Here is a 13,527-nt window from a genome sequence, read left to right on the forward strand (position 1 = left end):
GATTAATGGTCGTCCAAATTCTCTAAGTTCTTTGCTACCTCAGCCTCAGATAATTTCTTGCGCTTTTTGTTCTTATCTAACCACAACATTAAAGCCGGTAATAAAGTCAAGTTAAAAACTAGAGCTACAATTAAAGTAATAGAAAGTAGAAAGCCTAAAATTACCGTTCCCCCAAATGTAGAGGCGGTAAAAATACCGAAACCGAAAAACAGGATTAAAGCAATATGTGTCATACTTATGCCTGTTTCTGTAATGGTATCTGTAATTACTTTGCTAACACTGTAATTGGTGAAATTCAACTCTTGTTGATACCTGGTTAAGAAATAGATGGTTTGATCAGATGCTAAACCAAAGGCGATGGTGAAAATCAAAATAGTTGAAGGCTTTAACGGAATACCGAAGAAACCCATCAGCCCTGCTGTAATTACTAAAGGTACGATATTAGGTAAAAGGGAAATAAACATAATTCCCAAACTTCTAAATTGTGCCAAGCGCAACAATGAAATTAGTACAATTGCTAATCCAATACTTTCGAACAAATGTTCCAACAAATAATCCGTTCCTTTAGCGAAGATGATACTTGAGCCAGTTAAAGTCACATTGAAGCGTTTCGGCGAAAGAATAGAATCTATTTTTGGTTTCAGCTCTGCTAAAACTTGGTCTAAGCGCTTAGAACCAATATCAGCCATTTGAAAACTAACGCGGGCAGTTTGTTTGTCCTTACTTACAAAATTGGTAAGCATGTTGCCATTGCCTTTGCCAGAATTTGCAGCGTAAATTAAGATAAAGTTCTTATCAAAATCAGATGGTAGACGATAGAAATTGGTATCGCTGTTGTAGAAAACCTGTGTAGCGTATTTCAGTCCGGTATTTAAAGAAATAGAACGAGAAAACTCCGGATGAGCCGAAATCATTTCTTCCATTTTGTCAATCTTATTTAGTGTCGACACGCTGAGAACACCATTTTTACGTTTAGTATCAACGCTGATTTCTAGCGGTAAAATCCCTTCAAAATTTTTCTCAAAGAACTTTAAATCTGTTAAAATTTTAGAGCTTTTTGGTAGGTCATCTACTACATAACCATTCACGTTAATTTTGTAAACGCCAATTAAAGATATTACCGTTAAAATTATTGTAGCGATATAAATGGTAGCGCTTTTATGTTGCACCAAGCTATCGGTTTTTACTAAAAGTCTATCTAGGAAATTAGGTTGGTGCGTACCATTTATTTTATTTTTAGGCGCAGGTAAATAACTGAAAATAGCAGGGATTAAACACAAGCTCATAAGCCAAGTAAACATTACATTTAGTGCTGCCACACTGCCAAACTGCATCAATAATTCACTGCCCGTAAAGTACAGTACGCCAAAGCCAATAGCAGCGGTAATGTTTGCAATTAGGGTAGTAACCGAAATTCGTTCGATGGTAATTTCCCAAGCCTTTTGTTTATCGCCATGCTTTTTAAGCTCGTTGTGGTATTTGTTAAGTAAAAGTATACTGTTCGGGATGCCAATAATCACAATTAGCGGAGGAATTAACCCTGTTAGAATAGTAATTTCATAGCCAAACAAAACTAGTGTGCCAATACTCCAAACAACGCCCATAATTACAACTAGCACAGGGTAAAATACGGCAGAGAAACTACGGAAGAAAATTACTAGTATTAGTGCCGACACTAGAATAGACAAACCTAAGAAGAGGATGAATTCGTTAGAAACCAGCTTGCTTGTGGCAGTTCTAATATAAGGTAGGCCAGACATGTGAACATCAATACCTTCGCTTTTGCCAAATGCTAATGCTTTCTCTTCTATCTCTTTTAAAATAGGATTTCTAGCTGCAGAATTTAATATCTTTTGATCAAAAGTGACAGCCATTAAAGTTGCGTTGCTTTCAGTATTGTAAAGTAATCCTTTGTAAAATGGTAGCTGATTGAGTTTGCTTTTCAGAGAATCCATTTCGGCATCGGTAGCTAAAACTTTGCCTGGCAATGGGTTTACGGTAAACTTCTGGTTAACGGTGTCTTTCTGTAATTCGAAAAACTTTCCGATAGATAAAACGCCCTTAATTCCTTTTAGCTGCTGTAGCTCGTTAGATAGTTGTGCCCATTTATTATAAGTGTTTTTCTGGAAAATCTTTTCACTTTTTACGCCAATTACAACGATGCTGCCATCTTCACCAAATTGTTTTTTAAAGGCATTATATTTAACGAAAGCCGAATCTGTTAATGGTAATATTTTAGCACCAGAATAGGAGAGTTTAATGTTTTTGGCTTGCCATCCCATGAATATGGTAATAGCAACAAATAAAATGATAAGAAGAACGCGATTTTTTAATATAGCATTAGATAGTTTTACCCACATATAAATCTTTGAAAAAATGTAAAGAACGCATAAAATTGATGGAATACAAAATCTGACAAGTTAAATATTCGTTAACGATGCCTTTATAAACAAGGTTTTAGGTTAATTGTTGTAAGTATTAACCATAACTTTATTTAATAGGTATTCAAAAGACGAAGCTCTTATTTTTTGGAAGTTTCACACTTGCATTGATGTTGTTTTAGCGGTAAAGTGTAGCTGATAGTTTTGTTGGACATATTAGCTTTGAATTGTTGTATTGATTATTTTTGTGCCTAAAACCTTATTAGATGCTGCATAAAACCCGAGGTATTGTTTTGAGAACTACAACTTACAGCGAAAGTAGTGTAGTGGTGCAAGTATTTACGGAGAAATTCGGTATTCAGTCGTACCTTATTAATGGTGTTAAAAAGCCAAAGGCGAAAATTCCTATTAACGTTTTGCAACCACTGCACTTATTAGATATGGTAGTTTATCATAAACAAAGTACACAAATACAAAGGGTAAGCGAAGCTAGGCCAATGCCGATGTTTAAGAGCATTCCTTATGATGTGATTAAGAATACCATTGTGCAATTTTTGAATGAGGTGCTGTACAAAAGCATCAGACAACAGCATGTAGACGAGCATTTGTTCGAATATCTTTACAACGCTATAAGTTGGTTTGATGAAGCTGAAGAGCTGAATGTGAACTTTCATTTATCATTTTTGATGAAGCTGACACGATTTTTGGGCTTTGCACCGCAACCTCAAGCTAGGGTAGATCAAAAATATTTCGATTTGCAGGATGGGAATTTCACCTCTTTGTCTCCAATACATCCGTATTTTACAGGAGCAGATGAAGGAAATTCACTAATGTCATTATTAACGGTGTCGTTTGAAAAAAATAATACGTTAAAATTTGATAATGCCTATCGCCGTAGTCTGTTAGATAAAATATTGATTTACTATAAGTTGCATACGGCTTCTTTTGGTCAGGTGAAGTCACATCAGATTTTGGAGGAGGTGCTTTCTTAAAAAAAAGAAAAAAAGAATTGTAAAGAAATAATATAACGCTATATTTGCATTCCCAAACAAAAACGGACGCTTTGGTTTGGATAAATTGAAATATTGGAAAATTAGCTCAGCTGGTTCAGAGCACCTCGTTTACACCGAGGGGGTCGGGGGTTCGAATCCCTCATTTTCCACTTCATAAGTTTGCAGGATCGTAAACTTTAATTAATAAAATATTGGAAAATTAGCTCAGCTGGTTCAGAGCACCTCGTTTACACCGAGGGGGTCGGGGGTTCGAATCCCTCATTTTCCACATAAAGCCTTGTTAGATTTCTAGCGAGGCTTTTTTGTTTCTAGTATATTCTTATCTACGCAAAAACACGGATATCAAATCCGTATTACGCGGTATAGAACTAAACATCTAGTCTATGCAATTTAGCTGTCGAAATCAATCAGCTAAAGACAGATGAAAACAAAATTATTATTAGCACTTATTGCTGCTTTCTCTATAAGCGCTAGTGCACAAACGTTGGGTGAGTTTAAGCCAAAGGAAACCAAATACGGTTTAGGTAAGGCAAAGGATGCAAAGAAGATTTATATCTCAAACTTCGCTGTGAACTATCAAATCTATAACGAAAAGCAAAAATTTAAACAGGGTGGGCGTATGCTTGGCGGCGGACAAAGAGGAGATGCGAAAGCCGAGGCTTCTGTAGGTTTAGCTGGTTTAACAGAAACCGATGTGCAGCAGGTTACAGATAAATTGTATCAAGATTTTTTGGCTCAGTTAAAGGCAAAAGGTTTACAAGTTGTAAGTGCAGAAGAAGCTGGTAAAACCGATGTGTATGAAGATTATGTGAGGATGCAAGGAGGTAAGTTGAGTTTGGCACAATTTCCAGGTACCTTAACTACTGCGCCAACTGGCTACGAGTGGTTCGTGAAAAAAGTTAAGGAAGATGGAAAAACAAAAAGCGGAGGTTTTTTAGGCAATGCGTCTTTTCTGTACCCTAAACTATCAAAAGCTTTAGATGATGCCATTATTGCCGATGTAAATATATATGTAATGTTTGTGGAGGATAAAACTGCTTTTCAAGGTAATGGTGCTGCTATAAAAATTGCAACCAATCTGCGCATTGCAGATACAGAAGCTATCGTAATGGCAGACAATGATTCGTTTATTAGAATGAAGGGGCAAAATAGCGTAACCGCCATTAACAGCACGGTTAACTTCAGCCATGGTAAAATGGGTTTGGCCGCTACAACTAGCTATAGCGGGCAGTTATCAAAGCCGTTAGAAATTAACGATGTGATAGAAGACACAAAAATTAAGAGTTCTGCAAGTGGTGGTCTTAACTACATGGGTTCTATGTATGGAACTTACTTCACGCCAGAAAACAGAACTTCCGAAAGTAACAAGGTTATAGAAGTAGATGGCAAAAAATATGCAGCAGGTGTTTACGATGCAGCTAAGAAATTCTTGGACCATCATACGCAAGCATTTTTGGGGGCGTTGAACTAAAGTTCGGTAATACAAAATAAAAGCGCATTAGACAATTTGTTTAATGCGCTTTTGTGTATCTAATTAGATTTATTTCTTTCTTCTCGTAGTGCTGATGTTTGGTAAAAACATCGTAATCAAGCCAATCAAAGGTAAATAAGCACATACAGAAAAAACATAGTTGATGCTTGTTTTGTCGGCTAAATTTCCAATCAAAGCAGAACCTAAGCCGCCCATGCCAAAGGCGAAGCCGAAGAATAAGCCAGCAACCAAGCCAACTTTTCCGGGGATTAACTCTTGTGCATACACTAAAATTGCCGAAAATGCAGACGCTAAAATCATCCCGATAGGAACAATTAAAACACCCGTCCAAAATAAATTGGCGTGAGGTAATAGCAACGCAAAAGGTGCTGCACCTAAAATGGATACCCAAATCACATATTTGCGTCCAATTTTATCGCCAATTGGACCGCCCAATAAAGTTCCGGCGGCAACCGAGAACAAAAACACAAACAAATAAATCTGCGAAGTTTGTACTGATACGTGGAACTTATCAATCATATAAAAGGTAAAATAACTAGTCAAACTAGCCATATAGAAGTACTTTGAGAAAATCAAAATCAGTAAAATTACAATTGCAGAAATTACAGTTTTTTTAGGGAGTTGATGCCCCTCAACAGCTAAATTGCTCTTTTTAGCTTCGCGATTAATGATGTAACCTTTATACCATTTACCTACATAACTCAGTACCATAATTGCCAGCAAAGCAATTACCGAAAACCAAATTACACTAAACTGCCCTTTTGGAACAATAATCCAAGCGGCTAGAAGAGGGCCGATCGAACTTCCTGCATTACCACCTAATTGAAATACCGATTGTGCCAAGCCTCTTTTCCCGCCAGATGCGGCATGTGCCATTCTAGAAGCCTCCGGATGAAAAATGGAAGACCCGGTACCTACCAAGGCTACCGAGAATAGAATTAAATAAAAACTATTTGAAAGAGATAATGTGATTAGACCTATTAACGTAAATCCCATCCCTATGGCTAAAGAAAAGGGTTGAGGTTTTTTATCGGTATATAAACCTACAAATGGCTGAAATAAAGATGCCGCCAATTGAAAAGTTAAGGTAATTAATCCAATTTGAGAAAAAGTAAGGTGGTAGGAATTTTTAACTAGCGGATAGATGGCTGGTATTAAAGATTGGATAGTATCATTAAGAAGATGAGAAAAACTTAAAGCAAATAGAATGGGGTATACAGTTGCGTTTGGTTTACTAATATCTGATGGATTTGAATTCATAATAACGAAAGGATTTGTGCAAAGCTAAGTATTTTCTTATTGCTGTAATATTAAAGGTTAATTGATTAAACTGTTTAAATCGGTTAATTGATTTTGAGGTTTGCATCTAACTTCGATTGTTTTATGCATGTTAAAAGATATTTGCAAAATTATAATCACTATGTGCCTATGTGGTTCATTTAAGATGCTTTTAAATCAATTCGTAAATCGTAAAGCTAAAACCGTAAATCATTTGTACTTTTGCGCCGAAAACAAAATGAATATAAAATGAGTACTAACAGAGGACCAATATCGAAATTCATGGAGACTAATTATCTCCACTTTAACGCTGCCGCAATGATGGACGCAGCTAAAGGCTACGAAACACATTTAGACGAAGGTGGTAAAATGATGATTACTCTAGCTGGAGCGATGAGTACTGCAGAGTTGGGTATTTCGCTGGCAGAAATGATTAGACAAGATAAAGTTTCTATTATTTCTTGTACAGGAGCCAATTTAGAAGAGGATATCATGAACCTTGTTGCTCATTCACACTATAAAAGAGTGCCTAACTACCGTGATTTAAGTCCGCAAGATGAGTGGGATTTGTTAGAAAATCACTACAACCGCGTTACGGATACTTGTATTCCTGAAGAAGAAGCTTTCCGTCGTTTGCAAAAACACATCCATGCTATTTGGAAAGATGCTGACGATAAAGGTGAGCGTTATTTTCCGCATGAGTTTATGTACAAAATGTTGTTGAGCGGTGTGTTGGAGCAATATTACGAGATCGATCCTAAAAACTCTTGGATGTTAGCTGCGGCTGAGAAAAACTTGCCAATTGTAGTGCCAGGATGGGAAGATAGCACCATGGGTAACATCTTCGCTTCTTATGTAATGAAAAAGGAAATGAGCGCTTCTACCATGAAAAGCGGTATCGAATACATGGGTTGGTTAGCCGATTGGTATATTGCTAATTCTGACGGTAAGGGTATTGGTTTCTTTCAAATTGGCGGTGGTATTGCAGGAGATTTCCCTATCTGTGTAGTACCTATGCTTTACCAAGATATGGAGATGGAAAACATTCCTTTCTGGAGCTATTTCTGCCAAATTTCAGACTCTACTACATCGTATGGTTCTTACTCGGGAGCTGTTCCAAATGAGAAGATTACGTGGGGAAAATTGGATATTAATACGCCTAAATTTATAGTAGAAAGTGATGCAACAATTGTAGCGCCATTAATGTTTGCTTGGATTTTGAAGCAATAATTAAAAATCAAAATATCACGGTCAGAAAATAACCTGATCAATGTCGGCGATTTGATAAAAATCGCCGATTTATTTAGTGCTAGCCTATAAAAACGCAATAGTTTAGAATGATTATAAATTGTATTTCACTGTCATTAATATGTCATTGGTATGCTAATAAAGCTTACTTTTGTCCCATTATTTCTGAGAGGTAAATCATCATTCATCACTTAGATTAACAATTTTATTTCAAAATAAAGCATAAAATACTCATTATGAGGAATATCTCATTCGGACTTAAAAAACTTAGAAAAGCGACATTCATATTAGCTGCCCTATCTTTTTTAACTGTAAATGTATCGAAAGCGCAAGATGTTGTAGAAGGAAGGACTTTATTCAAGTCTAAGTGTGCTTCTTGTCACGCATTGGATCACGATGGTACTGGCCCAGCATTAACTCCCAAAGTGCAATCTTTGGAAGAATCGTATTTAATCCCATGGATTAGAAACAACCAAGCTTTGATTGCTTCGGGTAATGCGCAGGCTATCGAAGCTGCTAAATTCTCTCCGTCAGAGATGACAGCTTTCCCAACTTTAACTGATGATCAAATCAAAAGTATCATCGCTTATGCTAAAGAAGGTGAGCCTAAGAAAGCGGCAGAAGCTGGTCCGGTTGCTGTAGATGAAGGCGTTTCTAGTCTTTCAATTGCAGGTGTAATTGCCATCATCGTTCTTTCTATTATTGTATTGGTGGTTTTAGGTAGAGCGGTTAAAATGCTTGAGCGTCTAATCCTTGAAAAACAAGGTATTGTTGTAACAGAAGAAGAAAATGTTTCTTTAGTTACTGGCGTTAAAGGCTTATTTAAAAACAAGAAATTTGTATTCTTTACCGTATTATGCTTGGTAATGGTGTTAGGTTCATTCGGTTGGATGGGCATGTGGGAAACTGGTGTTCACACTGGATATCAACCAACACAGCCAATCAAATTCTCTCACGAGTTACACGCTGGTATCAATCAAATCGATTGTCAGTATTGCCATACTGGTGCTTTCAAATCTAAAAACTCAACTATTCCTTCGTTAAACGTTTGTATGAACTGTCATAAAAACGTACAAGCAAGAACAGATGATGGTTTGATATCTCCAGAAATTCAAAAAATCTATAACGCTTTGGGCTATAACCCAGATACTCAAACTTACGATAAGACTAAAGAACAGCCAATTGAGTGGGTACGTGTTCACAACTTGCCAGATTTCGCTTACTTTAACCACTCTCAACACGTAGTAGTAGGTGAGGAAGCTATCCGTAAAGAAGCAGGTTTGAACCCTAAAGATCCAGTTTGTTTCGCTTGTCACGGTCCAGTTAACACAATGGAAGAAGTTTATCAATATTCTCCACTAACCATGAAATGGTGTGTGAACTGTCACAAAGATGCTGATATCTCTGGCAAGAAAAACGATGCTTTCTATGCTAACGTAATTGCAGCTCACGAGAAAATCAAAAAAGGTGAGAAAATTACACCAGCGTTGTTGGGTGGTTTAGAGTGTGGTAAGTGCCATTATTAATAAATAGAGTTTTTTAAGAACGTTCGATAAACAGTAATATAGCTTAAATGGAAAGCAACAAAAAATACTGGAAAGGTTTGGAGGAGTTGAATAAAACTCCCGAGTTTGTTGAAAACAACAAAAGCGAATTTGCCGAGCCGCTTCCAATAGAAGATGTTTTAAGTGAAGCAGGACTAAGTACAGTTACCCCACGCCGTGACTTTTTAAAGGCACTAGGTTTTGGTTTAGGAGCTGTAACTTTAGCTGCGTGTCAAAAAGCACCGGTACACAAATCAATTCCTTACTTAGTTAGACCAGAAGAGGTAACTCCAGGTATTCCTAACTTTTATGTTTCTAGTTTCAAAGGAAACAGTGTAATGGTTAAAACTGTAGTAGGTCGTCCAATTAAAATTGAGGCTAACCCTAATGCAGGAACGTTTAACTGTGGTACAGATGCACAAGCGCAAGCTTCGGTGTTAGATTTGTACGATGTTTCTAAACTAAAAAATCCTTTGTTAAAGAAGGATGAAACTACTTGGGCTGATTTGGATAAATTCGTAAAAGGCGAATTGAACAAAGTACAGGCTTCGGGTAAGCAAATCCGTATTGTTGCTAGCTCTTTAAATAGCCCATCGGCTAAAGCGGTAGTAACAGAATTTACGGCTAAATATCCTACAGCTAAATTGGTTCAGTACGATCCAATTTCTTACACTGGTATCATCAAAGCTAATGAGAACAGCTTCGGTAAAGCAGTGTTACCTAAATACAACTTCGAAAAAGCAGATTTAATTGTAAGCTTTGCAGCCGATTTCTTAGGAACTTGGATTAGCGGCGAAGAATTTACTGCTCAATATACTTCTAACAGAGATTACAAATCGTTAGAGAAAAAGAAAATGTCTCGTCACTTCCAGTTTGAAGCTGGTATGAGTTTAACAGGTACTAACGCCGATACTCGTATTGCTTTAAAATTATCTGAAGAAGGACCTGCTTTAATAGCTTTATACAATGCAATTACTGGTGCTAGTTTACCAGGTGCTGGCTTGCCAGATAACGCTAACGCTGATAAAGCAATTAAATTAGTAGCTAAAGAATTATTACAGAACAAAGGAAAGGCTTTATTAGTAGCTGGTTCTAACGATGTTTCTGTACAAACTTTGGTAAATGCTATTAACGTAGCAATTGGTAGCTACGGTACTACTATCGATTTAGATAATCCTTGTAAACGTTACGAAGGTAATGATGCCGAATTCGCATTGTTAGTTGACGAAATGAATAAAGGTGATGTAGGTGCTGTTTTCTTCTTGAATTCGAACCCTGCTTACGATGCGATCAACGCAAAAGCTTTCACTGATGGTTTAGCAAAAGTTGCATTAAAAGTTTCTTTCTCTGATAGAGAAGACGAGACTGCAGATCTTTCTGATGTAGTTGCAATTACACCTAACTATTTAGAGGCTTGGGGTGATGCTAACACTTACGAAGGTTTCTACTCAATCGTTCAACCAACAATCAATCCAGTTTTCAACTCTCGTCAGGCAGAGCAAAGCTTGTTAACTTGGGCAGATGCTCCAGTACAAGATTACTACCAATACGTGCGTAACTACTGGGAGAAAAATATTTTGCCAGCAGCAGGTAAAACTTGGAAAGATGTATTGCAAACAGGTGTAGTTTCTGCGGCTCCAAGAGCAGTTGGTAGCTATGGCTTTACTTTATCACTGGATGCAGTTGCAGCAGCTATTGTAGCGAGCAGCAAAGCATTGAAAAAAGATATCGAGCTTCAAATTTTTGAAAGCGTTCCGATGCGTGATGGTAAACAAGCAAACAACGCATTCTTGCAAGAGTTTCCTTGTCCGGTAACTAAAGTAACTTGGGATAACTATGTTGCTTTAAACCCTAAACAAGCAGAGAAATTAGGTTACAAAGAATTTGATGTAGTAAGCATTAAAGCTGAAAACGGATATACTATCGATTTACCAGTATTGTTCCAACCAGGACAAGCAATGGGTACAGCATCTGTAGCTTTAGGTTATGGTCGTACTAAAGCTGGTAAAGCAGGTAACAACGTAGGTAAAAATGCTTTCCCATTTGTAACTTATGCTAACGGTACAATGAAGTATGCAACTACTGCTACTTTAACTGGTACTGGTGTATGGTCTGAGTTAGCACAAACTCAAACTCACTACTCTTTCGAAGGTAGAAACATCGTTCGCGAAGCTACTTTCAAAGATTTCTTGAAAGATCCAATGGCTGGTTCTGGTAACCACCATAAACATAAAGTGTACGATTTGTGGACTACAGATAAACACGAAATGTTGGGCAACAACTGGGTAATGGCAATCGATTTGAATGCTTGTACAGGTTGTGGTTCATGTATCGTTGCTTGTAACGTAGAAAACAACATTCCAGTTGTAGGTAAAGATGAGGTTCGCCGTCGTCGTGAAATGCACTGGTTACGTATTGATCGTTACTATAGCTTTAACGATGAGCAACATGGTTCGGTAACTGAAGAGAAAGAAATTGCTCATTTAGATAATCTAGAGAACGTTTCTGTAGTGCACCAACCAATGTTATGTCAACATTGTGATCACGCACCTTGCGAAACTGTATGTCCGGTATTGGCAACAGTACACTCTTCAGACGGTTTAAACCACATGGCTTACAACCGTTGCGTAGGTACTCGTTACTGTGCAAACAACTGTCCATACAAAGTACGTCGTTTCAACTGGTTTAACTACTGGAACGATTCACGTTTCGATAACTACTTGAACAACGAGTTTACTCAATTAGTATTAAATCCAGATGTTACTACCCGTTCTCGTGGTGTAATGGAGAAATGCTCAATGTGTATCCAACGTATCCAAGCTGGTAAATTAACTGCCAAATTAGAAAAACGTGCATTGAAAGATGGCGATATCAAAATGGCTTGTCAAGAGGCATGTTCTGCCAACGCAATCATCTTCGGTGATAAAAACGATCCGAATTCGGAAGTTTCTAAAGCATTACGTAGCGAGCGTACTTACTACGTACTAGAGGAAATCAACGTTGAGCCAGGTATTGGTTACATGACAAAAATTAGAAACATAGATTCAGAAACAAAAGAAGTACACGCGTAAGCTGCTACTTACAGTAATATAGATTATGGCAGGACATAACGAATCAATTTTAAGAGAACCATTAATTACCGGAAAGGACATCACGTATGCCCGAATTACGGAAGAGATCTTATCTCCGGTAGAAAACAAACCTAACAAGGCTTGGTGGATTGGATTTATCCTTGCACTTTGCGGAGCTACACTTTGGGTAGTTTCAGTAGGCTATACGTTCTGGTTTGGTATTGGTGCTTGGGGATTAAATAAAACAGTAGGTTGGGCTTGGGATATCACTGGTTTCGTATGGTGGGTGGGTATTGGTCACGCTGGAACACTTATTTCAGCGGTATTATTACTCTTCCGTCAGAACTGGCGTAACTCAATCAACCGTTCGGCAGAGGCGATGACAATTTTCGCCGTTATTTGTGCCGCTACATACGTTGTATCACACATGGGTCGTCCTTGGTTAGCATATTGGGTATTACCTTTACCAAACCAATTCGGTTCACTTTGGGTAAACTTTAACTCTCCATTAGTGTGGGATATGTTTGCGATCTCAACTTATTTCTCTGTATCATTATTATTCTGGTACACAGGTTTATTACCAGATATCGCAACAATTAGAGATAGAGCAACAGGCGTTCGTAAAAAAGTATATACTATCTTCTCATTCGGTTGGACAGGTAGCGTAAAAACTTGGCAACGTTTTGAGGCAGTATCGTTAATCTTAGCAGGTATTTCTACACCACTAGTACTTTCGGTACACACCATTGTATCAATGGACTTTGCAACTTCAGTAATCCCAGGATGGCACACTACCATCTTCCCTCCATACTTTGTGGCAGGTGCGATTTTCTCAGGTTTCGCAATGGTATTGACTTTATTATTGGTAGTACGTAAAGTATTAGGTTTAGAAAACTACATCACCATGTTCCACATCGAATCGATGAACAAAATCATCATTTTAACTGGTTCAATTGTAGGTGTGGCTTACTTAACAGAGTTATTCATCGCTTGGTATTCAGGTTCACAGTACGAAATGTATGCGTTCCAAAACCGTATCTCGGGTCCATTTGCTTGGTCGTACTGGTTAATGATGACTTGTAACGTAATTTCTCCGCAGTTGTTGTGGTTCAAGAAAATCCGTACTAACATTGCAGCTACTTGGGTATTGTCTATTGTAGTAAACATCGGTATGTGGTTTGAGCGTTTCGTAATCATTGTAACTTCATTACACCGTGATTACTTACCATCAAGCTGGACAATGTTCTCTCCAACTTGGGTTGATGTGGGCGTGTTCGTAGGTTCAATTGGTGTATTCTTCACCTTGTTCCTATTATTCCTAAGAGTATTACCTTCTATTGCAATTGCAGAGGTTAAAATGATCTTGAAGAGCTCAAGTGAGCAATCTAAGATGAAATTGATTAAAGAAGGAAACCTAGATAAAGAGCATGTACAAGAGTACATCGAATCTTTAGAGAAATTTGATAGTGTTAAACAAGAAGAATACGCAAAAATATAACA

8 protein-coding genes and 2 tRNA genes are annotated in these 13,527 nt (G+C 37.6%); 8 read left to right on the forward strand and 2 right to left on the reverse strand.

Annotation, left to right across the window (positions count from 1 at the left end; all coding sequences use genetic code 11):
* Positions 1-2 precede the first annotated feature (2 nt).
* Positions 3-2,360 carry an efflux RND transporter permease subunit gene (locus tag AC23ME_RS15930; protein ID WP_487728771.1) on the reverse strand — a complete coding sequence of 786 codons (2,358 nt, stop codon included), beginning with the start codon at positions 2,358-2,360 and terminating at the stop codon, positions 3-5.
* A 287-nt stretch (positions 2,361-2,647) separates the two neighbouring features.
* Here AC23ME_RS15930 and recO point away from each other — a divergent pair, with 287 nt between their 5' ends.
* The 4 genes from recO to AC23ME_RS15950 all read left to right on the forward strand — a co-directional run bounded on the left by recO (position 2,648) and on the right by AC23ME_RS15950 (position 4,865).
* Positions 2,648-3,373, forward strand: a complete 726-nt coding sequence (recO, locus tag AC23ME_RS15935) for a DNA repair protein RecO (protein ID WP_487728772.1) — start codon at positions 2,648-2,650, stop codon at positions 3,371-3,373.
* A gap of 95 nt (positions 3,374-3,468) precedes the next feature.
* Positions 3,469-3,543, forward strand: a tRNA-Val gene (locus AC23ME_RS15940).
* 44 nt (positions 3,544-3,587) lie between these two features.
* Positions 3,588-3,662: transfer RNA gene (locus tag AC23ME_RS15945), tRNA-Val, on the forward strand.
* Positions 3,663-3,815: 153 nt separating this feature from the next.
* Positions 3,816-4,865, forward strand: a complete 1,050-nt coding sequence (locus tag AC23ME_RS15950) for a hypothetical protein (RefSeq protein WP_487728773.1) — start codon at positions 3,816-3,818, stop codon at positions 4,863-4,865.
* Positions 4,866-4,934: 69 nt separating this feature from the next.
* Here AC23ME_RS15950 and AC23ME_RS15955 read toward each other — a convergent pair whose 3' ends face one another.
* A complete protein-coding gene (locus AC23ME_RS15955; protein ID WP_487728774.1) occupies positions 4,935-6,146 on the reverse strand; it encodes an MFS transporter in 1,212 nt (403 codons plus the stop codon).
* A 267-nt stretch (positions 6,147-6,413) separates the two neighbouring features.
* On the opposite strand from AC23ME_RS15955, the gene AC23ME_RS15960 reads away from it, so the two are divergent.
* The 4 genes from AC23ME_RS15960 to nrfD all read left to right on the forward strand — a co-directional run bounded on the left by AC23ME_RS15960 (position 6,414) and on the right by nrfD (position 13,525).
* Positions 6,414-7,394 (forward strand): deoxyhypusine synthase family protein, encoded by a 981-nt coding sequence (locus tag AC23ME_RS15960; RefSeq protein ID WP_487728775.1) that lies wholly within the window; start codon positions 6,414-6,416, stop codon positions 7,392-7,394.
* Between the two features lie 254 nt (positions 7,395-7,648).
* A complete protein-coding gene (locus AC23ME_RS15965) occupies positions 7,649-8,938 on the forward strand; it encodes a cytochrome c3 family protein (RefSeq protein WP_487728776.1) in 1,290 nt (429 codons plus the stop codon).
* 47 nt (positions 8,939-8,985) lie between these two features.
* Positions 8,986-12,027 (forward strand): TAT-variant-translocated molybdopterin oxidoreductase, encoded by a 3,042-nt coding sequence (locus AC23ME_RS15970; RefSeq protein WP_487728777.1) that lies wholly within the window; start codon positions 8,986-8,988, stop codon positions 12,025-12,027.
* 25 nt (positions 12,028-12,052) lie between these two features.
* Complete coding sequence (nrfD, locus tag AC23ME_RS15975; RefSeq protein WP_308849511.1) at positions 12,053-13,525, forward strand: NrfD/PsrC family molybdoenzyme membrane anchor subunit; 1,473 nt, start codon at positions 12,053-12,055, stop codon at positions 13,523-13,525.
* The last annotated feature ends 2 nt before the right edge of the window (positions 13,526-13,527 follow it).

It is taken from the genome of Pedobacter sp. T50_32, from assembly GCF_057652195.1.